The organism is Rhodoferax sp. GW821-FHT02C08 (genome assembly GCF_059421805.1).
Genome location: NZ_JBWKVR010000016.1, coordinates 1 through 21941, shown reverse-complemented (window position 1 = coordinate 21941; position 21941 = coordinate 1). Strand labels below are relative to the sequence as shown.

Below are 21941 nucleotides of genomic sequence, written 5' to 3'. Positions count from 1 at the left end.
GATGCCCGTCGTACCCCTGCCATTTGCCGCGGACCACCCGGCGTTCCCGGGCCATTTTCCGGGACGCCCGATCGTGCCCGGCGTGCTGCTGCTGGATTGGGCGCAAACAGCAATTGAAGCCCAACTTGGTTATTACGTCCAGGCACTGGCCGAAGCCAAATTCCATAGCCCTGCCACCCCCGCGGATGTACTCGAACTCGACTTTGAAGTCGGCGTCTCCGCAGTGCGCTTCGAAATCCGCAGCGCAGCTCGCAAGATTGCCAGCGGCCGCTTTCCCTTACCCCAAAGTGCCGCCGCATGAGCGAACCAAGCACTTCCAAACAGCTTGACGACAAGCCGGCATGGATGCAGCGCAAGGAACGCGGCAGCTTTTTCCTGCTCCAGCTGATGAGTCGCATTTCCTTGATTTTTGGACGCCGTCTCTCGCGCGTCGTAATCTATGGCATTGCCCTGTACTTTCTGCTGGCCGCACCAACCGCCCGTAAGGCTTCACGCAGCTACCTCGCTCGAGCCCTGCAGCGCCCCGCTACATGGGTCGATCTGTACCGACACATCCTGGCGTTTGCAAGCACCATCCATGACCGGTTCTACCTGCTCAACGGCCAAGTCAATCTGTTTGACATCCAGGTGTTTGGTGCAGAGCCGATCATCGACCACCAGGGCAGGGGCAAGGACCACGGCATGCTGCTGTTCGGCGCGCATATGGGCAGCTTCGAAGTCTTGCTGACCCATAGCCGCAGCAACCATCTCGACTCCTGCGTTGCGATGTACCCAGAAAATGCCCGGCAGCTCAATCGCGCGCTGGCGGCTATCAATCCAGATGCGATCACCGGCATCATCGCGCTGGGCCAAATCGACTCCATGCTGACCATCCACCACAAGCTGGAAACCGGTGCCCTGGTCGGCGTCCTGGCCGACCGTGCGACCGGCCCGGACCAATACCTCACACTGCCATTCTTGGGAGCACCGGCACGCTTCCCGACCGGCCCCTTTCGCATGGCGGCCATGCTGGGACGCCCGGTCTACTTCATGACCGGACTGTACTGCGGCAGAAATCGTTATGAGGTGCACTTCGAGCCACTGGCCGACTTTGCCAACGTCACACGCAAGCAGCGCGATGAGGCGGTCCGCGACAGTTTGCAAAAATACGCCGCGGCGCTGGAGCGGCACTGCAAAGCAACGCCCTACAACTGGTTCAATTTCTTCGAATTCTGGGAGCCAGCACCATGAAAAACAAGCAGCATGTGCTGCCGCTCTTTCTCTGGCTGGCCGGAATGCTGGCCTGCCTGCTAGTGATCGTGCAAACCCACTTCGTGGCGGATCTATCGGCATTCATGCCCCGCACGCCCAACGCGCGCCAGCAACTCTTGATCGACCAATTGCGCCATGGCGCGGTGGCGCGGCTGATCATGATGGGCATCGAGGGTGGGAATGCCGCTGAACGCGCCCGCCTGTCACGCGCCCTTGCCAAGGAGCTGCAACAGACCGGCCTGTTTGTCGCTGTGCAAAACGGGCAAGAAGAAACCCAGGAGAATGACCGCGCCTACTTCTTCGACAACCGCTATCTGCTCAGCCCGGCCGTCACGCCCGCACGCTTCGAAGCCGACGGCCTGCACGCAGCGATCAGCAGCTCCATCGACGCGTTGTCCGGCGATGCGGGGATGACCATCAAGCGCCTGTTCGCACGCGACCCCACGGGTGAAACCCTGCAACTGCTGGAGCAGTTTTCCGGCCTCAGCCAACCACAGAACATCGACGGCGCCTGGGCCTCGCGCGACGGAAAACGCGCCTTGCTGCTGGCCTTTACCCAGGCCGCCGGGTCCGACACCGAAGCGCAATCCCAGGCGGTGAGCACGGCCCGCAGCCTGTTCGGCACGCTGCCTGGACGCAGTGCGGACGCCCGCCTGGTGATGAGCGGTGCCGGTGTGTCATCGGCGGCCTCGCGCAACACCATTGAAGAAGAAGTCGGGCGCCTGGCCACCGCCAGTTTTGTGCTGGTGGTTTGCCTGCTGCTGGCGGTGTACCGCTCACCAATGCTGCTGGTATTGAGCCTGCTGCCCGTGCTGTCCGGGGTGGCGGTCGGCATTGCCGCGGTGAGCCTGGGCTTTGGCCAGGTGCACGGCCTGACGCTGGGCTTCGGCACCACCCTGATCGGCGAAGCAGTGGACTACGCGATCTACTTCTTCCTGCAACGCGGCAGCAGCCAGATCTCGGGCAGTTTCTGGCGCACCATCTGGCTTGGCGTGCTGACCTCGATCGCCGGTTTTGCCGCCCTGCTGAGCTCCAGCTTCCCCGGCCTGGCCCAGCTGGGCCTGTATTCCATCAGCGGCCTGGTGGCCGCCGTGCTGGTCACGCGTTATGTGCTGCCGGTGCTGACACCACAGCAATTGGCCTTGCGCGACCTCAGCCAGCTTGCCGCCAGGCTCGATCACGCCATCGGGCGCGCCGCCGCGCTGCGCTGGCCGGTGGCCGTGTTGGCACTGGCAGCCACCAGCGCCGTGCTGCTGCACCACGGCAGCATCTGGAATCGCCAACTCTCCGGCCTCAATCCGCTGCCAAAGTCCGAACAGCGGGCGGACGAACAACTGCGAGGCGACCTGGGCGGAACCAATACACGCTACATCATGGCGCTTGTAGCCAAGAACCAGGAAACCGCGCTGCAACAGGCCGAAACGGCTGGCGCCGTGCTGCAAGGCCTGGCGAAAGAGCAGGTGATCGCCGGCTTCAACTCCCCCGCCACGGTACTGCCCAGCCTGGCCATGCAGCGTGCCAGGCAAGCCGCACTACCCGACGAGGCACAGGCACAGACCCGGTTGCAGCAAGCGCTGCAAGGCTTGCCGGTACGGGCCGAGCGTCTGGGCGCGTTCCTGGCCGACCTGCAAACCGCAAAGCAACACCCGCCCTTGCAGCGCGTGGATCTGGATGGCACCTCGGCGGCACTGATGGTGGACTCGATGCTGGTGCCGCGCGCGTCGGACTACCTGGTGTTGATGCCCGTGCGACCCATGGACGAAGGCCCATTGACGGACAACATCCCGCTGGACCAGGTGCATGCTGCGCTACGCGCCAAGGGGTTGAACGACGCCGTCGTAATCGACATGCTGGAAGAGTCCAGCAGCCTGTTTGATGGCTATCGCCACGAGGCCCTGTGGCTGGCGGGCCTGGGCTGCCTCTTCATCCTCGCGCTGCTGATGGCTTCGCTGCGCTCCTGGGTTCGCACACTGCGGGTGGCCGCTCCGCTGGCTTGTGCCGTGGTGTGCGTCACCGCGGTCCTGCTGCTACAAGGCACCCAACTCACCATCCTGCATCTGGTTGGCTTGCTGCTGGTGGTTGCCGTCGGCTCCAATTACGCCCTGTTCTTCGACCGCGGCGCACAGACCGGCAGCGCCTCCTATCGGCAGCAAACACAAGTCGCCCTGCTCGTCGCCAACCTGACGTCGGTGGGTAGTTTTGGTTTGCTGGGCCTGTCCAAGGTACCGGTACTCGCAGCCATCGGCAGCACCGTGGCGCCGGGCGCTTTTCTGGCCCTGGTCTTTGCCGCCATTCTGACGCGGGAACGCGTGGATGCGCAGCACACACCCTGAGACCACACGCCTCCTTCTCGGATTGATTGCAGGTGCCAACACCTACAATCATTGGCTAACCACGGTAGACGGAGAGAAGACCACAGATGCAAAGCGCGATTGATCCAGCATGACCACGCACAACATCCACCTCGACGGTGTCGGACTTCTCGGGCCTGGCCTGACGAGCTGGGAACAAGCCTGCGACGTGTTGACCGGACGACAAGCCTATGTCGCGGCGCCTACGGCATTACCCGCGGTAGAAAAGCTGCCTCCCGCCGAACGCCGGCGGGTCGGCACGCCCATCAAGCTGTCCATGGCGATCGGATTGGCGGCGGCAAACCATGCCGGAGCTGATCTTGCCCAACTGGCCACGGTGTTTTCCTCGACGGAAGCCGACTGCGACAACGCCCATGCCATCCTGGAAACCCTAGCCTCCCCCGACCGCGCCCTGTCCCCGACCCGCTTCCACAATTCGGTGCACAACGCAGCGTCCGGCTACTGGGGCATCGCCACCGGCAGCATGGAGCCCAGCACCAGCCTGAGCGCCTTTGATGCCACCTTCGCCGCCGGCCTGCTGGAAGCCGCCACCCAGGCCATCAGCAGTGGCAAACCTTGCCTGCTGCTGGCCTACGACACGGCGTATCCCGAACCCCTGCAGCGTCTGCGGCCGATCCCCGCTGCCATGGGTGTGGCCCTGGTTCTCAACCCCCGCCAGACGCCGGCCGCCCGCGCACTACTGAAGCTGACACTTGGCGATACCACCGCGACGCGCATGCCCGAAGACGACCTGGAGCAGCTGCGTCTGAGCATTCCGGCTGCACGCAGCCTGCCCTTGCTGGCCCTGCTGGCGCAGGCTCGCAACGGATCGGTGGTGCTGGAATACCTGGACACGCTGCGACTCGGCGTCGAGGTCTGCGACATCAACCCCGCTACGCGGAGTCAACATCCATGAAGCGCGCCCTGGTCACCGGTGGCAGTGGCGCCATCGGAGCGGCGATCTGCCGCAGCCTCGCGGCCGATGGCCTGCATGTGATCGTCCATGCCAACCGCAACCTCGCCAGCGCCCAAAGCCTGTGCGACGAACTGCGAAGCGATGGCAGCTCGGCGCAGGCCATTCAGTTTGACGTGACCGATGGCAGCGCCACCCAGGCCTCACTGGAAGCCCTGCTGGAGGACGGACCGATCCAGGTGCTGGTGAACAACGCGGGCATCCACGATGACGCTGTATTTCCCGGCATGCAGCGCCAGCAGTGGCACAGCGTGATCGACGTTTCGCTGCACGGATTTTTCAATGTCACGCAGCCGCTGTCGATGCCCATGATCCGCAGCCGCTGGGGCCGCATCATCAGTGTTTCTTCGATTGCCGGCATCACCGGCAACCGTGGCCAGACCAACTACGCCGCCGCCAAAGGCGCGCTGCACGCAGCGAGCAAGTCACTCGCGCTGGAGTTGGCCACACGCGGCATCACGGTCAATGCCATCGCCCCCGGCATCATCAGCTCGGACATGACCAAAGACGTCTTTGACAGCACCGCCATTGCCAACCTGGTGCCGATGAAGCGTGCGGGCAAACCGGAAGAAGTTGCGGCACTGGTGCGGTTTCTTGCCTCGGACAGTGCGGCCTACATCACCGGCCAGATCATCTCGGTCAACGGCGGTATGGTTTAACCTACCCCACAGGATGCACGCCCGTCACCTGAACGCTGCAAACCTGAGCGCCATGAACCTGAACGCAACAACCCAGCGCACAGTGGACAGTCCCGTCGAATTTGCGGACAGCCGAGAACGTTTTTTTGCAAGCCCGCTTGCCAACACCATCTTGCGCTGGTGTTTTCCTGGTCTTTCCCGACAGGCCGTCATCGAGCAGACCAATGCCTTCCGCGGCACAGAGGACTTCCAGTTCGCCTATGTCAATCCGATGCTGCAGCGCATCCTGCGCGAAACCTCGCAAGGCCTGAGTATTTCTGGGTTGGACCGGCTCCCGATCGATCGCAAGTTTCTGTTCATCTCCAACCACCGCTGTATCGTCATGGATGCCGCGCTGGTCTCGCTGAACCTATTGGCCAGCGGACGTGGCACCTGCAAGGTCTGCGTTGGCGACAATCTGATGACCACACCCGGTGTTTCCGAGCTGATGCTGCTGCTCAATGGTGTGGTCATCAAGCGCAATGGCGCACGCCGTGATGTTTATGCCAACGCCCGGCAGGTGGCGACCTACCTGGCTCGGCAAATCGATGAACAGCGTTATTCGATCTGGTTGTCGCAAAGCCCCGGACGCACCAAGGACGGCAACGACCACACCGACCCTGCCATCATCAAGATGCTGGGCCTGGCCGGCGCACGGACCTACACGGATTTCGAAAAACTACACATCGTGCCGGTTGCCGCCTCCTACGAATTCGAGCCGTGTGCCATCCAGAAGGTGCGCGAAACACTGCTGCGACGCACATGCGGTGAGTACAACAAGTCCGCAGGCGAAGATGTGGCGCAAATCCGTGACAGCCTGGTCGCAGACAAGGGCCACGTCCACCTGGCGTTTGGCGAAGAAATCCGCCTGGACGACGCCCCTGGCGCCGATATAGTACAGGAAGTCACGGACCGGATCGATGCACAAATCTGGAACATTTATCGCGTCTGGGGCAGCAACCAGATCGCCCATTCCCTGCTGACCCGGGGCAACTGGGACCTGGACACCCCCTACGCGCAAACATTCATGGACCTGATTGCCAGCCAGGTGACGGAGTTGACCAACATGGGATTGCCGAGCACTGCAGCACGCGAAGCGCTCTTGCAGCTGTATGCACAACCGGTGTTCAACGCGCTAGGCGCCGCTGCCTCCCACTCCTATTCAAGGTCGCAGGGTAAGGCGTAGCCGCTGCGCTGGAACCATGTGACCAGGCTACGAAAATTGTCCTGCTGCACAGCCGACAGCTTGGCAAACGTCTCCTTGGCACGTTGCAGCGTCTGCGCATCTATCGGGCGTTGGAATGCGCTTTTGAACACCACCATGAACGGCGCCAGCACCGTCACATGGCGTTTCACGTCCGAACCCAACGGTGCCACGGCAGCCGACAACTCTTCCACACTGAATGCGGCCCGTAGGGAGTTGAAGTAGTCCTCGGTGAATTGCACCGACTGCCGCAGGTCATCGGCAAAGAAGCGCTGGGTGCGGATCAGCTTGAGTCGCCCAAAGTCCGTCAAGTAGAAGCGCCCTTGCGGCTTCAACACGCGGCGAATCTCAAGCACCGTGGCGTGCAGCGCCGCCTGGTCTGGCAAATGGTGCAGGGACATGGTGCAAATCACGCAGTCCATGCTGGCATCTTCCAGCTTGGTCAGGCGGACCATGTCGCCGTGCACCAGTTCGACATTGCTGACACCTGCGCTCGCCAGTGCGCTCTGCGCACACTGCAGCATGGTGGGCGACGCGTCCAGGCCGACAAAGCGCGCGTCAGGATTCAGGCGTGCAATCTGCATCAGTTGCTGGGCCGGGCCGCACGCCAGATCCAGCACCCGATCGCCCGGCTGCAGGACCGCGCTAATCTGCAAGGCGTTGTACAAATAGAGAAACGCCAATGCCCCGTCTTGTTCGCCGGCCTGGGCAAAAGACGAAGTCTGCGCCACGCTTTCCATGACCAAGTCAGGTTCCGGCACCCTGGGCGGCTTACGCCAGGAAATTCGTTCGCGAAGAAGATGGGCCAAGACTGTTATGGACATATGCCTCTGCAGATTCTGGCCGATTCAAGCACTCAGTTTTCTGATGATCAGCGCCGGCAGGCGCAGCACGAACCCGACCATCAAACGGATATGCATCCAGGTCAGCAGCAGGTTGTCGCGACGGTAGTTGAAATGGGAAACCCCTCCCTCATGCGCCTGCAAATACTTCACCGGCGCGGGCAGATTGACCGGCACCACACCGCGCCAGCACAAGCGCACGGCGGCCTCGGGATCAAAATCAAAACGGCGCATCCAACGCTGGCCCCGCATCACGGCGCGCAACGGATCCACCGGATAAACACGAAAGCCGTACAACGAGTCGCCAATGCCCGCCCACAAGGTTTCCAAATTTGCCCACCAGTTGGATATCTTGCGCCCCTGGACGCGCAACGCCGGCGCACTAGCATCGAATACCGGCACACCTAACACCATGGCCGCGGGTGTCGCCTGGGAGCAATGCATGAAGGCTTCGATGAGATTCGCCGGGTGCTGCCCGTCGGAGTCCATGCATAAGGCATGGGTGAAACCCTGTTGCGCAGCCTGTTCCAGCCCATGCAACACAGCCGCCCCTTTGCCCTGGTTTTGCGGCAGCACAAAGACCCGCAGGCCGTCGTCCAGGTCGGCCATTTCCAGCAGGACGACGGCGGTGCCATCGGTACTGCCGTCGACCACCACCCACACCGGATTCCAGTGCGCGCGGGCCTGCGCCACAGTCTCGTAGACCCGGGCGCCGGAGTTGTAGCTGGGGATCAGCACCAGGTGGCTGGTGGACGGCAATATGCGCTCGGTGTGCATCGATCAGGCTCCTCCGGAGAGAGGCGTGATTTCACTGCGAAAATAGTCATGCAGGGTCACCGTAAATGCCTTGGGATTGCTTGGTGGATCAAAGCGCCGGCCCAAACGGATGCGAAAGTGCATCGGCATGTCGGGTCGCTTCAACCATGGCCAGCCCTTGCCCAAAAACCGGCTGTCCTGCTCGATGATGATGGTCTGAATCGGAATACCGGAGCGATAGGACACATAGGCCGCACCGATATGAAACTCTCCCAGCGGCATTGGATCACTGCGCGTCCCTTCGGGAAACAACAGCAATTGACTGCCGTGGTGCAATTCGTCCACCGCCAGATTGACCGAGCCGAGAAACAGGTCGTTGCGAATGTATCCCGCCAGACGGGCACCAGCCCCCCACAAGGGATTGCGCATCAGCGAGGCCTTGAGAATACAGGTCACATTCGGCAGCCGGGACAACACCATCAGCGCATCCAGCAGGCCCGGGTGATTGACAGCCAGGATCAAAGGACCGGCGCCGCGTAAGGCGTCCAGCGCAACAATGTCGAAATGCGCCAGATCAATGACTTCCAACAGCCAAAGGTAGGCCCGAAACCCAAGTGTGGCCATGCGGCGCCCCGCCCACATGCCCCAACGGCTTGGCAAGACCAGGCTCAAGGGCAAAGCCAGAGCGGTCCAGGTCAAACACCCCACACCCAGTATCGCAAGTGCGAAACGCAGGCGAGCAGCAGCATACAGATGGCGAAAAAACAGCATCAAAAAAGCAGTATCCAACAAGCGTTAAACATCATCAACCGACCGCACGAAATGCCAGAACGGCGTTGCTGCCCCCAAATGCAAAGGCGTTGCTGATGGCCGCCTGCAGCGGTACATCCAGCAGGGCGCCGCCCATCACATGGCGAACCCCCAGGCAGTCCTCGGCAACCTGCTCCAGATGCGCGGTGGGCGGAATCGCCTGCCGGGCCAGTGCCAGCACGGTGATCAGGGCTTCGATCGCACCGACCGCACCCAGCGAGTGTCCATGCATCGACTTGGTGGCACTCACCGCCAACTGCTCTGCATGGGCACCGAAGACCTGCCGGAGTGCATTGATTTCAACCGGATCGCCTTCCACGGTGGCCGTGCCATGGGCATTCACATAGCCGACTTGTGACGGTATGAGTTCAGCTTCACGCAGCGCCGCCCCGATGGCCCTGGCTTGCCCCTGGGCATCGGGGCGCACCAGGTGTGTATGGTCACAACTTTGCCCAAACCCTGCCAGCTCGCAGTAGATGCGGGCGCCACGCTGCTGCGCATGCTCCCAGTCTTCGAGCACCAGCGCGGCAGCCCCCTCGCCCAGCACCAGGCCCTTGCGCCCTTTTTGAAAGGGGCGGCAGGCACGGTACGCGGTTTGTTCATCACCTGTTGCCACCACGCGCATGGCCTCCCAGGCGCGCATGATAGTAAAGGCCAGCGGCGACTCGGAGCCACCGGCGACGATCAGGGATGATTCACCGCGTTGAATGCGCCGAAACGCCTCGCCAATGGAAACGGTTGAAGAAGCGCAGGCCACTGAATAGGTGAGGCAGGCACCGCCCAAGCCCAAAGCCATGGCGATATGAGAGGCGGCCGCATTGTTCATCGCCATGGGCACCGACAAGGGGGAGACCCGCTGCTTGCCACGCAGGTACATGTCTCCGTAGCCCTTCTCGTACGTCAGCATGCCACCTGTGCCTGTGCCCCAAGACACACCGTATTCGTCAGAGCCTGCCCCTTCGCGCGCCAAACCGGCGTCATCCCAGGCAGAAAACGCCGCCGCCACACCCAACTGGCTATAGCGATCAGCCACATGGGCAATCAAATGGCCAATCGACGCTTTAGCGTCAAACTGGGCGCAGGTCACCGCAGGCTGCACCAACCGGGATGGCGAGGTGGGATGCTCGTAAAGACGGATAGAGGAATCGCCGCGCAACATACTGGCGAAGAAGTCATCGGTGTCTCCACCAAAGGGACTCACCATTCCGACGCCTGTGACAGCAACTCTACGACCAGGCCCCTTGCTCATGAATGCTGCGAGTGAAATCAGTTGGTTATTGTTTCCAGTGTGATCCTCCTCAACAAATCACCTGGGCCGCACACAGCGGTGTGCAGAAGCGTTTGATTCTAAAGCACGTGAAATTCCTGAAACCGTCGGAATAATCCAGGAAAATCATCCGACGACGGCTGGGCGCGCGAGCGGATCGATGCAGCGGCCCGGTTTTCAGGCCTCCCTTCGCTGAGCCCGGCTCCGATACAATTCATCACCACAATGTCACACTAGTAGCCAGCATGTTATTTGATCAAATCAAGAATTATTTAGTGGAGACGGCGGGTGTTGATCCCAAGAAATTTGAAGATCCGATATTGAAAGTTGCCGATCTCGAACTGGACTCCCTGGGTTTGGTCGAAATGCTGTTTGAAGTCGAAGACAAATACGGTTTCCAGATTCCGGACCCCATGGTCTTTCTGCCCATGACCTTTGCCGAAATGGTTGCGGCCATCAACACCATGGTCCAGGAACACAGCAAGCTCCAGGCTACCAAAAACTAATCAACGCGCAGTGAATAAAGTAGTTGTCACTGGCTCCGGCATCATTTGCCCTCTAGGTGCCGACAAGGCCAGTGCATTTGCCGCCGCATTGGATGCACGTAGCGGCATTGGAGCCTGCCCCGTAGATATCGCCGCCAGGCTCCCCCACATCGTTGTGGCGCAGGCCAGCGTCTCCCCGGAAACCCTGCTGGAACAAGCCGATCAGGGACTCGACCGTGCCACCCAATTTGCGCTCGTAGCCACCGCACAGGCCATCAGAGAGGCCGGGTTTGCCTATCCGCCGACCGATTCGCGACGCATTGGCGTCTTCGTCGGCATCGGCTTTGGCGGTTCGCAAACCAGTGACAGCCTGTATGCACGTTTTTATAAGACGCTGTCCGACCCCAGCCTGAAACACAAAGACCCCACCGTCATGCATCCGCTCACGGTGCCACGGATCATGGCCAATGCCGCCGCTGCAGCCATTTCCATGCGTTACGGACTGCACGGCCCCAGCAACACCTATTCGGTAGCCTGCGCATCCTCGGCTATCGCCATCGGCGAGGCCTATCGGGCCATTCGCCATGGCTATCTGGACGCAGCGGTGGTGGTCGGCACCGAAGCCATGCTCAATCCTGGCGCCATGGTGGGCTGGAACGCGTTGCGCGTCATGGCCAAGCCTGACGCCAACGACCCCTCTCGCAGCTGCCGCCCGTTTGCCAAGGATCGAAACGGCTTTGCCATTGGCGAAGGCGCTGCAGCCCTGGTCCTCGAAAGCGCCTCCCGCAGTACCGAGCGCGGAGCCCAAGTACTCGCAGAGTTGGCCGGCTACGGCTGCAGCAGCGACGCACAGCACCTGACAGCGCCCAGCATCGATGGCCAAGTCCACGCCATGCAGCAAGCACTGCAGGAAGCCGGCCTGGCCCCGGAACAAATTCAGTATGTCAATGCCCATGGCACCGCAACCGTCGCCGGTGACGTCATTGAAACCCAATCCATCCACAAAGCCTTTGGCAGTGCCGCTCGGCAGGTGGCAGTAAGTTCGACCAAATCCATGCACGGGCATCTTATCGGCGCGGCCGGTGCCCTGGAGCTGGCACTGAGCATCGAGGCACTGAACAGTGGCTCCCTGCCACCCACTGCGTACCTCGACAACCCCGATCCGCAATGTGATCTGGACTACATCCCGCTTCGGGCCCGCCACGACTGCCACGTCGAAGCGGTGATGTCTAATTCCTTTGCCTTCGGCGGCAGCAATGTATCCCTGGTGGCACGTCGGTTTACCGCACCATGACGCAACCCATTCCCGAGTTTCCATTCACCCTGGACCATAGGGCGATTGAAAAACTGCTTCCCCATCGCGGCCCCATATTCGCATGCAAGCAGTTGATCGCACGGGGCCCACGCGTCTACACGGCAATCGCCAACTGGTCACTGGACAACGCGATGATCCAGGGACATTTTCCCGGCTATCCTCTGGTACCCGGAGTCATGCTGATTGAATCCGTAACCCAACTTGCGGGTGCTGGATTACTGAGCGCAGATCCTTACGTGCAGTCATTGCCCAGCGAACGCATCGGCGTATTGGCATCGGTGCGGCGCTGTGCCTTCAAACGTCCGGTGCTACCAGAACAGGACGTCACCTTCGAGATCTCCTGCCGACAGATCGGTGCTGATGCAGTGCAGATCGTGGCTCAGGCCTTGGTCCAGGGTATCGAAGTGGCTCAACTGGAAACCCTGATGGTCTACGCCGACAAGATGCAGCTCTCGGCCTCCATAGGCTGGTCCACCTGAGTGTTAGAGCGTGCTGTTGAGATGCTGTACTAGAGACTGACCGACACCATACGGACATTAGCATCGGTGGTGTGGTGATTGCCCCGCTGGTAGCAGCGTTAATTCCAAGAATTCAATGTCCCATGAATAGGCCTCCATCGCTTGAAGGCACCCTGAATTCTGATCGCGCGCTGCGTAGTCAAAAATAGGACGACGCAACGCGGCGATAGCCCACGCTACACAGTGTCGCTGGAAGCATATCTGTGCCGCACTGAGAAGCATAACTGTGCCGCTAGTGTGTTTGCGCCAATTTCAGAATGACCACACCGCCAGTAATTCGATGACCACCCCGAGTTCTTCCGAAACTAAGCTGGGGCACCTTTCCAGGCGGGCAAGGACTGTCAGTTTGACATTGGCACATGTGCCCCCAGCTGGTCAAACTGGCATCAGCAGCAACACTGCAGCCCAATCGATTCACACAAGCGCTTGCGATTTCCTTGCGCAAATCGATCAACGATCGCACCAAGATTGGCGCAAAAATGGCCCACACTTCCACTACCGTGCAGAGCGGGCAATTTTTCAACCAGATCGGCTAGCGCAGCTGAACACCACAAATCAAACTCAGATGCATCTGGATCGACCATGCTGAAGTCAGCCGGCAGTGAACCAATCAACGGCCTGAGCCACCTGCACCGCCGAAACGGCCTATCGGATTCATCACGCCAGACGACACGAAGGACAAGCCCAAGGGCTCCACCGCAGGGCGCGGCAAGAAGGCGACGTAACCCAGCAGCACAGCGGCTAAAAGAAGAAGCCACCCGGAACCCCACAGCTTTAGCGGCTATGGGGTGGCGGGTGGCTTTTACCTTCCAAGTGCCGAGATCAAGGCCCAGACTATGGAAATGGTCGGCACCACAGCGCACAGCGCTACAAAGATTTTTTCTATGAGTTGAATCTTTGGCAATAGCTTGATGGCTGCCGCCACGATCAGTACCGCTGCGGCCTGCAACACCAACAGTTCGGCCAATGTCCCACCATGCACGTAGTTACCCACATTGGTGAACAACAAGACCAGATGAAAGGTAATTGCGAACACATAAAAGATGGCTTTGGCCACTCGGATGTTTGGCATGGTCACTTCCTGCATTCGCAAGTGCTTTGCCCGACATGACGATTTTTCAAATACTGAGCCAAAAGAGCACTATTGTTCCAAAGCAGGGTGTCTGCGTTGTCTTGCGCTCTCGATGAGTTACCGCCCGTGACGCGTTCACGCACATTGTCGATTCCAAACTCATACCACGTCTGATTGAAGTGCGTAAGCTCATGAAGGATTGTGCTCAAAAGCGCGCCTGCCTCGCCATCATCAAGGCAATCGAGATACTTTGAGTCGACATATATGTCTTTGTCCCAAAAGCTGTGCTTTCCACCTTTGCCCTGCTGACTCCAAGTTTTAACAGCTGAGGGAAATTTGGACCCCGGAGGCATTATGTTTCTTGCAGCGTTGAATGCGTTGTTGATATCCGCTTGCGTCAACCCCATCGGATCGACGTATGACAACGGATTACCCCCTACATACTGGTACGTATTTATGCCCCCATTGAGCCCAATAGGATCGCTCTGCGTGTATCGGCCCGTGCTCGGATCGTATGAGCGCGCCATATTGTAGAAAAGGCCACTCTCTTGATCGAAGTATTGGCCGGGGAAGCGCAGATTCTGCGTGAATGTACCTAGGTTCTGCGGATTCGCCTCCGGTACCGTCGTCCCGAACGGCTCGGCCAACCACCTCCAGCGCAGAGCGTTGTTCTTGTCCACCACCACCCGAGGCGTATTCAGGTGGTCTGTGTGGATGAAGTACACCAGCGGGGGATTGGTCATCACCGCGTCCGGTGTGAACATCGCCACCGGCGTGCTGCCCAGCCACACATATTCACGTAGCGCCGCACCCGCGCTGTTGTACTCGCCCAGCAGTTGCCCTGCCTGGTCGTACACAAAGAGCACTGTGCTGGCCGCTCCTGCTCCCGCGCCCGCGCTGATGAACTTGCGCACCCGACGGCCCAAGCCGTCGTAGCTGTAGGTTGTCGTAGCACCACCCTTGGTCAGGGTGGCTATCCGTCCTGCCAGGTCGTAGGTGCTCGTGTAGCCGGTGGTATCGCTGGTAGTGTTGCCTACAGGGTCGTAGCCAAAGTTGCGCGCTGGGTTGGTGATGCTGGCTAGCCGGTTGCTGGTGGCACTCGTGGTATAGACACTAGCCGTACTGTTCAGCGCGACGCTGGTGCGATTGCCGTTGGCGTCATAGCCCATGCTCCAACTAGATGTAGCTGCGGTTACGCTGGTCACGCGGCCGAGTTCGTCGTAGGCAAAGCTTTGGTCCAGCGCACTGGCTGCGGCTGTGGCAGTGCCGGTAGCGATCTCGTAGTGGGTATAGGCGGTAATACGTCCCGCCGCGTCATAGCTGAGGTCACGCATAAAGCCGCCGAGCTGGTAACGCACCAACCGACCGGCCGTGTCGTAGACACGGTTGAAGGTTTGCACGCCGCTAGCCAACTGCCATTGCCAGCTCAGTGGCCCACCGAAGGGGCTGAACTGGATCTGGCCGACTAGCGGAGTGGCGGTGGTCGCGCTGTCCTTGGCCAGGCCCAGCGCACTGGGTTTACCTCCACTGTAGGTGATACTGAGCACTCGCCCCGAAGGGTAAATGATGCTAACGAGGTTACCTGCCACGTCGTAGCCATAGGTGGCGGCGGCACTGATCTGGGCGGTATTGGCACCGGTCGCAGCATTGACTTTCTGGGTATCGCTGAGCACCCGGCCCTGAGCATCGTAGGTGTACTGAGTTGCACCTGCAGGATGGATTGTCGAAGTAAGCCGTCCTATCCCGTTGCTGAAGCCCGCGCCGGTTTGGTCGTAAGTCCAGGTTTCGGTTCGGCTGGTCTGACCTGACAGCGAATAGACAATGGACGTTGGTCGGTTCAGCGCGTCGTAGCTATAAGTGGACAACACGCCCCGGCTATCGGTTCGGGTTTGGAGGTTACCAACAGCATCATAGGTCTGCGTGGCCGTGCCTGTATCTGGGCTAACCAATGCGGTGACGTCGCCCAGACCATTACGTGGAGTCTGGGTGACCAGGTTACGCGGATCGGTGACTTGGGTCCGACCATCTCGGCCGTTGTAGGCGAACTGGGTGACGCCGTTTTTCGCATCAGTGGTGCTCACAGGGCGACTCAGAGGGTCATAGCCGCTCTGGGTTGTGAAGCCAAAGCCGCTGACACCTGGTGCCTGGATGGTCTTGGTGGGGTTGCCTTGGGCATCGTACTCGTAGCCCAGTACCGGCACCGGAGAACTCGGAGGGGCCGGGAGTGCTGCTGCGGTGGCTGTGCCGCTCACGGTTTGGCTCAGCACCGCCGAGGTACTGGCCAGGTAGTTGGTGTCACCTGCGTACACCGCCGTCAGACTGTGCGCTCCGGTTACGCTAAAACTGGCCATATACACGGCCACACCAGATGCGATCGTGCCCGTGCCCAAGGTGGTGGCGCCGTCCTTGAAGGTCACCATGCCGGTTACTGCCGATGGCGTGACCGTAGCTGTCAAAATGCTGCTTTGACCCACGGTGCTCGGATTGACCCCGGAGGTCAACGCCGCGGTGCTGCTGCCTTTGTTGACCGTCTGGTTCAAGACCGCCGAGGTGCTAATAGCATACGTAGTGTCACCGGCGTAGACAGCCGTCAGACTATGAGAGGCTGCTGTCGTGAAGCTCTTTGACAATGTGGCCACACCCGAGGTCAGTGTGCCAGTGCCCAACGTGGCCGCACCATCCATGAAAGTGACCGTTCCAGTTGCAGCGGCCGGACGTACTAAGGCGGTTAGAGTGACGCTGTTGCCCACATTGACGCTCGATGCGCTGAGCGTCAATGTCGAGGTGGTTGCCGTCAACGTCGAAATGACCGTCTCGCTCAATGCGACCGATGTGCTGGTGAGGTTGCTTACATCACCTGAGTAGACGGCGGTGAGACTGTGTGTCCCAGCGGCGGAGAAGCTGATCGGCAAGGTAGCCACGCCCGCGCTGAGCGTGACTGTACCCAGGGTCGCCGCTCCGTCCTTGAAAGTCACCGTGCCGGTCGGATTCAAACCAGTGACGGTCGCCCTGAGCGTAGTGCTCTGGCCGACGTTGACCGAGCTGATTGACGAGGTCAATGCGGTAGTGGAAGCTCCGGCATTGACCGTTTCGGTCACGGCACCGGACGTGCTAATGGAATAAGTGGCATTGCCCTCATACACTGCGGTGAGAGTATGCGCGCCGGCGACCTTGAAGCCGACATTGAAGGTGGCCACGCCCGAATTGAGGACGCCAGTTCCCAGCGCGGTCGCGCCATCCATGAAGGTGATCGTTCCAGACGCCGCAGCCGGACTGATTGTTGCGGTCAGGGCAACCCCCTGGTTCAGGGCCGCAGTCATGGGGCTGGCCGCCAACGCCAAAGTGGTCGCGGTGGCCCCTGCGTTGACCGTCTCGCTCAATACGGCCGATGTACTGGTGACGTTGTTGGTGTCCCCGCCGTAAACGGCTGTGAGGGCGTGCGCGCCCCTGCTGGAGAAGCTGGTGGACAAAGTGGCAACGCCGGCCGAAACCGTGCCGACACCCAGCGTCGTAGTGCCATCGTGGAAGGCGACCGTTCCAGTGGGGCTCGCACCAGTCACCACAGCCTTGAGAATTGTGGCTTGGCCGATGGTGGCCGGGTTGACCGACGAGGTCACGACCGTGCTCGTGGCACCTGCGTTGACTGTCTGGGCCAAGACACCACTACTGGAGGTATTGGAGGTGTCTCCGACATAGGTGGCCTTCAAACTGTGCGAGCCTGCAGTCGCAAAACTCCGGGTCAGCGTGGCCACGCCGTTGCTGACAGTCCCTACGCCCAGCGCCGTCGTACCGTCGTAAAAACCGACGCGACCCGTGGGCGCGGTCCCGCTCACAGTGGCCGTGAGCGTGGTGTTCTTCCCGACGTCAGCGGGGTTGAGAGAGGAAGTTAGGATCGTAGCCGTGGTGGTACGCGCGCTAACCGTCTCGCTCAATGCAGTCGACGTACTACCAGCATGCGTCGCGTCGCCCGCATAGATCGCCGTCAGGCTGTGCGTGCCAGTGGTGCTGAAGGTGGTTATCAGCGTGGCCACGCCCGAACTGAGCGTTCCCGTGCCCAGAGTGGTCGTGCCATCCTTAAAAGTTACCGTTCCGGTGCCAGCTGCAGGGCTGATCGCGGCCGTCAACGTGACGTTCTGACCAATCACAACAGTGGTCGGGTTCGCAGACAGGGTTGTTGTGGTCGACGTCGATGTCGCATTGACCGTCTCGCTCAATACGACCGAGGTGCTGGTGAGGTTATTGGCATCACCCACGTACACCGCGGTGATGCTGTGCGCACCGGTAGCGGCGAAGCTGATGTTCAGCGTGGCCACACCAGATGCAAGTATGGCGGTGCCTAGGTTGGTGGTGCCGTCCTTGAAGGTGACGGTGCCACTTGGGCTTGAGCCGGTAACGGTGGCCGTGAGCGTCGTGCTCTGGCCGACGGTAGCCGGGTTGACCGACGAGGTCACGACCGTGGTCGTGGCACTTGTGTTGACCGTCTGGGTCAAAACTCCGCTGCTGGAGGAGTTGGCGGCGTCGCCTACATAGGTGGCCTTCAAATTGTGCGAGCCTGCAGTCGCAAAACTCCGAGTCAACGTAGCCACGCCGTTGCTGACGGTCCCTACGCCCAGCGCCGTCGTACCGTCGTAGAAACCGACGCGGCCCGTGGGCGAGGTCCCCGTCACAGTGGCCGTGAGCGTGGTCTTCTGCCCGAGGGCGCTAGGCTGCACGCTGGAACTCAGCTTAGTCGTTGTGGTGGTTAACGCCATTGCCGCCTGCACACCAAAGCACGACAGAACCAGAATGGCCCAGATCCGAATCAACCTCAACCAAAAGTCAGACATGCTCGTGCTGGGAACGAGGCGCCGAAGCACACCACGTACCGGCTGAGTTGCGGCGCCCCCCGCAACATTCTCATGGGGGTTGATGGCCGTATTCTGGTCACCCTTTACCGTCAATTGAGGACGTTGTATACGCTGCTCGCATCGCGCAAAAAAATCCCGCTTAAATCCTTGCCCGGTTTGACAATCCGATGACCCATCGCATCGAGTGTGTAGGCGGTGGTAGCTATCAAAGTTGTAATTGTTGTGCACGCGCTTACTCCCTACCGGTGACTTGTTGCACACGCTTCAGGGCGTCGAAGCTGCGGGTGAGCTGGCGGCTCAGGGTGCCAGAGGGGTCCTTGACGACTTCATTCGTACGATTGCCGACATTGTCCAGGGTGTACTCGATGCGGTTACCCAGGTTGTCCAGTACCGCGGTCTGACGGTGCGCTGCGTCGTATTCATATCCGATCCAACTAGCATCAGGCTGGGTGATGCGCGTAAGCTGGCCCGCCGCGTCGTAGCTGTAGCTGGTGCTCTTCCCGTCCACGCTGGTAGTGAGCAGGCGCTGGCGCAGGTCGTAGCTGTTGAGGGTCACGACGCCATTGGGATCCGTGCTTTGCAGCAGTTGGCCGTGCGGGTTGTATTGGTTAAAGGTGGTCACCTGGCCCAGTGCGTTGGTGACGGTCTGCAGGTCACCCAGGGTGTGGTCTGCGGTGGTGTCGCTGTAGTAAGCGTATGTACTAGTATGGTTCAGCGGGTCGGTGGCGGTGAGGACTTGGCCGGTGGCGTTGTAGGTCCAGTTGTGAACTCGGTTGGCGACACTGGATTGCAGCACCGCACTGGTACCCAGGTGGCCATCGGTGTCGGTGGTGGCCTGTTCGACCTGTTTACACAGGACGGCGATCGGCGTGCCATCTGCCAATACAGCAGCGTTTGGCGCACAACTGGCTACTGCGTTGCCGTTGAAGGGATCCGGCTGACCGTTGTAGATGCGGGTTGTCAACTTGCCAGGCTCGGCAATCACAATCTGTAACCGCCAATCTGGATGCCATGTGCTGCTGATTTTTCGAGCACCAGTTTGAAGTTGCACATTGGCTTTGGTGACCGACGTACAGGTTGCTGCGGTAGACAAACCTTCCACCCGCGATGTTTCCAGATTGCGGCTCAAGTCGAAGGCGCGGCATGTTCTGGTGCCGTTGAAATCATCTTCGGAGACCGTATTACCTTGGGTATCGTAGCTTGCGGCACTGGTTGACGCGCTGCAACCGGACCCAGCGGGTTGACTCTGCCCGGTTTTATATTTGGAATGCAGCAGACTCACGAATTTAATGACGCGAGAATTTCCCACCGGATCCGTTACCGTGGTTTGAAAGAGGGAGTCATACTTAAGTGTGTAATTAAATCCACCCCATCCACTACGCCATACGCCCCCATTACTGTCATAGTAGTAATCTGACAGCCGCACACCACGTTCATCGACGATACCCGTCAAGAAACCTTTGTGCTTTATCGTCGCGTTATTTTCTGTCTCAGGATCAACTGCCACGTGATCCAATTCATTGTAGTAATAACGACGTAAAACTCCATCCTGATATTGAACCGAAGTTAATCGCTTGCATGAACCAGAAGTGTCGGATACACAGTTTGCACTGGGTTCATCATAGTTGTATTTAATTTCCCCGCCAGCTGGGTCAATCAATGATTTTAGGGCCCCATTCGAATCATACGAATAAGTCAACCCATGACCAAATGCATCCTTAATACTAAGAATCCGATTCAAAGGCGTCAGACCATCTGCAGGCGGAGAAATATCAACATAGCCATAGGTTAATTTGCCTCCATCCGCGCCTTCTCGACTCAACAATTGACCATTATTGCCATAGGTTTCTAGCATGTTTTCTGCAGTACGCAGATACCAAGTCGCCACACCATTTACAGTACTGAAACTGAGCTTTTCATTAATATTCCCATCACTTGGCACATACCCTCCATTCTGAACCGTAAACGTTTTTACATCGCCATTGCTCTGTATTAAATGCACCTCCCCAGTACCGCCCGAAATATAGGAAAAGCAAGCGTAGTCATAAACACTGCCATATGGTTGATAGGCGCCCCAATAGCAAGATGTTTTTACGTTACCCACGGATATATCTTCAAGAACACCACGCTGAACGGATTGATTGAAATCGCCGTAGTCGCTGCGGTAAGTTCTCGTATGGTTTAATAGATTTGGACCACGATAATCAACCTCGTCCTGACGCTTCAATCCAGACGTTGCATAAACAGGCTTCGGTGTATCTGGACAAGAGTTTGGTGCAGGATCTTGAAATCCAATATTAATAGTACAACGACTCGTCTCAGTGGTTCCGTTCCAAGTTGTTGCCATGGATGAACCGATCGGACAAATAGCAGTGGCATCAATACCTATTCCACTGAATGTGAGTCCGGAGCTAGAACCATTTACGAAAGTAGGAACTCCTGCCTCATATGAAAGGAAATCTGCCCCCTCCTTTGTCACCATCATATTCAGCGCCTGATATCTTGCAGTCCCATTCAAGTATCCTTCCGAAGCCAAGGGGACCAAGCCAAATGGATTTACACCATAACCGGAATGAATTTGGAGATTGCCAAGTACAGCACTTAATGCCTCCTGCGGAGATTTGTATGATTTAGTTAGAATTCCTGGAGGCACACAATATGCCAACGTCCCCTCCACATAGGGAACAGAACAAATAAAACTATTCATATCCGGAACCCACCGAATTATTGGCTCAACAGTCCCGCCTGCTGTACGCGCATTCACCAATGGCGTCAACAAAACCAACAACCCCGCTCCAAAAAAACTGGGCAACACATTCTTGATAGCAGGTCGCCAATATTTTTTGTCTATTTTCATTAGATTTACCTATACAAATCAAAAATTACTTTAGAAATAAATTACTCAGATAAGTTAAAAAACTTGAGCTAGATTCAATTTTTTAAATGTTCATTGCACATACAAAAGACATCCGATCTTTTTCCGCTTCATATACGATTATCGGAATTTGGTTGAAGGAAATAACGAATAACACTTATTCCTCCGCTCGTGCGTTTGTCGCCATCAGTCCCGCATTACTCAATACGCAAAAACCTTGAGTGCATGCCGCACGCGGCTGAGAAAAGCGTAGCCCTGGTGAGTCCCAGAGTAGTGTTCGAGTCTCTCCTCGTTCAAAGCACGCCATCCACTGCGCACCGCCATAACAGCATCGCTCAGCTCAACTCTTTGAACGCTCTGCAAATTTCCTCTTAATTTCCATGGTTCTTTTATTTACAAATGTAACATTTTGATGCATTCATTTTTATCAAGGAGAAGGGTCTTCATTCATATTGAGGATTTTTGGGTAGGCACGTACACAAAGGTCTTCGTCATACTGCCCCTCTCTGCCGGGATGTCCACCGGTACCACGGCCCGCACCCCACGCACCCGCCCATCCGCCGCCAGCACCAACTCCCAATCCACTTTTCCCGTAAAGGGGTTTGCATAAACCACCCGCAGGTGCCTCCGTATCGTCGCAAAGCGCCGATCCTCCAAGAGGTCCTGTAGCGTCGCCGGATACGCCCGCACGCCGCCCG

At 58.8% G+C, this 21941-nt stretch carries 18 protein-coding genes and 1 pseudogene; 10 read left to right on the top strand and 9 right to left on the bottom strand.

Going from position 1 to position 21941, the window contains the following annotated elements:
• Position 1 precedes the first annotated feature (1 nt).
• The 6 genes from AC07VY_RS18335 (at position 2) to AC07VY_RS18310 (ending at position 6438) form a co-directional block, all read left to right on the top strand.
• Complete coding sequence (locus AC07VY_RS18335) at positions 2-301, top strand: 3-hydroxyacyl-ACP dehydratase FabZ family protein (RefSeq protein WP_495098705.1); 300 nt, start codon at positions 2-4, stop codon at positions 299-301.
• Positions 298-1230, top strand: coding sequence for a lysophospholipid acyltransferase family protein (locus AC07VY_RS18330; RefSeq protein WP_495098704.1), 933 nt, complete (start codon positions 298-300; stop codon positions 1228-1230). Before AC07VY_RS18335 ends, AC07VY_RS18330 begins: the two co-directional genes overlap by 4 nt.
• Complete coding sequence (locus AC07VY_RS18325; RefSeq protein ID WP_495098703.1) at positions 1227-3584, top strand: MMPL family transporter; 2358 nt, start codon at positions 1227-1229, stop codon at positions 3582-3584. The genes AC07VY_RS18330 and AC07VY_RS18325 overlap by 4 nt, the downstream gene beginning before the upstream one ends.
• 109 nt (positions 3585-3693) lie before the next feature.
• A complete protein-coding gene (locus tag AC07VY_RS18320; RefSeq protein ID WP_495098702.1) occupies positions 3694-4518 on the top strand; it encodes a beta-ketoacyl synthase chain length factor in 825 nt (274 codons plus the stop codon).
• Positions 4515-5234: a 3-oxoacyl-ACP reductase FabG gene (gene fabG, locus AC07VY_RS18315; RefSeq protein ID WP_495098701.1), complete on the top strand. Its 720-nt coding sequence runs from the start codon at positions 4515-4517 to the stop codon at positions 5232-5234. Before AC07VY_RS18320 ends, fabG begins: the two co-directional genes overlap by 4 nt.
• Before the next feature lie 13 nt (positions 5235-5247).
• Complete coding sequence (locus AC07VY_RS18310) at positions 5248-6438, top strand: 1-acyl-sn-glycerol-3-phosphate acyltransferase (RefSeq protein WP_495098700.1); 1191 nt, start codon at positions 5248-5250, stop codon at positions 6436-6438.
• Here AC07VY_RS18310 and AC07VY_RS18305 read toward each other — a convergent pair.
• The 4 genes from AC07VY_RS18305 to AC07VY_RS18290 form a co-directional block, all read right to left on the bottom strand.
• Positions 6411-7217 carry a class I SAM-dependent methyltransferase gene (locus tag AC07VY_RS18305; RefSeq protein ID WP_495098699.1) on the bottom strand — a complete coding sequence of 269 codons (807 nt, stop codon included), beginning with the start codon at positions 7215-7217 and terminating at the stop codon, positions 6411-6413. The two genes, AC07VY_RS18310 and AC07VY_RS18305, sit on opposite strands and share 28 nt — an antisense overlap.
• Positions 7218-7304: 87 nt before the next feature.
• Positions 7305-8075 (bottom strand): glycosyltransferase family 2 protein, encoded by a 771-nt coding sequence (locus tag AC07VY_RS18300; protein ID WP_495098698.1) that lies wholly within the window; start codon positions 8073-8075, stop codon positions 7305-7307.
• 3 nt (positions 8076-8078) lie between these two features.
• Positions 8079-8846, bottom strand: coding sequence for a lysophospholipid acyltransferase family protein (locus AC07VY_RS18295; RefSeq protein ID WP_495119499.1), 768 nt, complete (start codon positions 8844-8846; stop codon positions 8079-8081).
• A 13-nt stretch (positions 8847-8859) separates the two neighbouring features.
• Positions 8860-10113 (bottom strand): beta-ketoacyl-[acyl-carrier-protein] synthase family protein, encoded by a 1254-nt coding sequence (locus AC07VY_RS18290; protein ID WP_495098696.1) that lies wholly within the window; start codon positions 10111-10113, stop codon positions 8860-8862.
• Between the two features lie 263 nt (positions 10114-10376).
• On the opposite strand from AC07VY_RS18290, the gene AC07VY_RS18285 reads away from it, so the two are divergent.
• The 4 genes from AC07VY_RS18285 (at position 10377) to AC07VY_RS18270 (ending at position 12985) form a co-directional block, all read left to right on the top strand.
• Entirely contained in the window at positions 10377-10637 is a 261-nt protein-coding gene (locus AC07VY_RS18285; RefSeq protein WP_495098695.1) for an acyl carrier protein, read from the top strand.
• A 10-nt stretch (positions 10638-10647) separates the two neighbouring features.
• On the top strand, positions 10648-11910 hold the full coding sequence (locus tag AC07VY_RS18280; protein ID WP_495098694.1) for a beta-ketoacyl-[acyl-carrier-protein] synthase family protein: 1263 nt from the start codon (positions 10648-10650) through the stop codon (positions 11908-11910).
• Positions 11907-12410: a 3-hydroxyacyl-ACP dehydratase FabZ family protein gene (locus AC07VY_RS18275; RefSeq protein WP_495098693.1), complete on the top strand. Its 504-nt coding sequence runs from the start codon at positions 11907-11909 to the stop codon at positions 12408-12410. The genes AC07VY_RS18280 and AC07VY_RS18275 overlap by 4 nt, the downstream gene beginning before the upstream one ends.
• Before the next feature lie 398 nt (positions 12411-12808).
• Positions 12809-12985, top strand: coding sequence for a hypothetical protein (locus AC07VY_RS18270; protein ID WP_495098692.1), 177 nt, complete (start codon positions 12809-12811; stop codon positions 12983-12985).
• Between the two features lie 74 nt (positions 12986-13059).
• Here the strand turns inward: AC07VY_RS18270 and AC07VY_RS18265 are convergent, their stop codons facing one another.
• The 5 genes and pseudogenes from AC07VY_RS18265 to AC07VY_RS18245 all read right to left on the bottom strand — a co-directional run.
• The gene (locus AC07VY_RS18265) at positions 13060-13185 is read right to left on the bottom strand and encodes a hypothetical protein (protein ID WP_495098691.1); all 126 of its coding nucleotides are present in this window, start codon (positions 13183-13185) and stop codon (positions 13060-13062) included.
• Between the two features lie 66 nt (positions 13186-13251).
• Positions 13252-13521, bottom strand: coding sequence for a hypothetical protein (locus tag AC07VY_RS18260; RefSeq protein ID WP_495098690.1), 270 nt, complete (start codon positions 13519-13521; stop codon positions 13252-13254).
• 2 nt (positions 13522-13523) lie between these two features.
• On the bottom strand, positions 13524-18347 hold the full coding sequence (locus tag AC07VY_RS18255; protein WP_495098689.1) for an Ig-like domain repeat protein: 4824 nt from the start codon (positions 18345-18347) through the stop codon (positions 13524-13526).
• Between the two features lie 253 nt (positions 18348-18600).
• Positions 18601-21225 carry an RHS repeat domain-containing protein gene (locus AC07VY_RS18250; RefSeq protein WP_495098688.1) on the bottom strand — a complete coding sequence of 875 codons (2625 nt, stop codon included), beginning with the start codon at positions 21223-21225 and terminating at the stop codon, positions 18601-18603.
• Between the two features lie 465 nt (positions 21226-21690).
• Positions 21691-21941, bottom strand: a pseudogene (locus AC07VY_RS18245) (type II secretion system protein); the annotation flags it as partial.

What these genes read in the sequence shown, in the direction of transcription:
- AC07VY_RS18335 (WP_495098705.1), top strand. Translation starts at nt 2, where the DNA reads ATGCCCGTCGTACCCCTGCCATTTGCCGCGGACCACCCGGCGTTCCCG.
- AC07VY_RS18330 (WP_495098704.1), top strand. Translation starts at nt 298, where the DNA reads ATGAGCGAACCAAGCACTTCCAAACAGCTTGACGACAAGCCGGCATGG.
- AC07VY_RS18325 (WP_495098703.1), top strand. Translation starts at nt 1,227, where the DNA reads ATGAAAAACAAGCAGCATGTGCTGCCGCTCTTTCTCTGGCTGGCCGGA.
- AC07VY_RS18320 (WP_495098702.1), top strand. Translation starts at nt 3,694, where the DNA reads ATGACCACGCACAACATCCACCTCGACGGTGTCGGACTTCTCGGGCCT.
- fabG (WP_495098701.1), top strand. Translation starts at nt 4,515, where the DNA reads ATGAAGCGCGCCCTGGTCACCGGTGGCAGTGGCGCCATCGGAGCGGCG.
- AC07VY_RS18310 (WP_495098700.1), top strand. Translation starts at nt 5,248, where the DNA reads ATGCACGCCCGTCACCTGAACGCTGCAAACCTGAGCGCCATGAACCTG.
- AC07VY_RS18300 (WP_495098698.1), bottom strand. Translation starts at nt 8,075, where the DNA reads ATGCACACCGAGCGCATATTGCCGTCCACCAGCCACCTGGTGCTGATC.
- AC07VY_RS18290 (WP_495098696.1), bottom strand. Translation starts at nt 10,113, where the DNA reads ATGAGCAAGGGGCCTGGTCGTAGAGTTGCTGTCACAGGCGTCGGAATG.
- AC07VY_RS18285 (WP_495098695.1), top strand. Translation starts at nt 10,377, where the DNA reads ATGTTATTTGATCAAATCAAGAATTATTTAGTGGAGACGGCGGGTGTT.
- AC07VY_RS18275 (WP_495098693.1), top strand. Translation starts at nt 11,907, where the DNA reads ATGACGCAACCCATTCCCGAGTTTCCATTCACCCTGGACCATAGGGCG.
- AC07VY_RS18270 (WP_495098692.1), top strand. Translation starts at nt 12,809, where the DNA reads ATGTGCCCCCAGCTGGTCAAACTGGCATCAGCAGCAACACTGCAGCCC.
- AC07VY_RS18260 (WP_495098690.1), bottom strand. Translation starts at nt 13,521, where the DNA reads ATGCCAAACATCCGAGTGGCCAAAGCCATCTTTTATGTGTTCGCAATT.
- AC07VY_RS18255 (WP_495098689.1), bottom strand. Translation starts at nt 18,347, where the DNA reads ATGTCTGACTTTTGGTTGAGGTTGATTCGGATCTGGGCCATTCTGGTT.
- AC07VY_RS18250 (WP_495098688.1), bottom strand. Translation starts at nt 21,225, where the DNA reads ATGAAAATAGACAAAAAATATTGGCGACCTGCTATCAAGAATGTGTTG.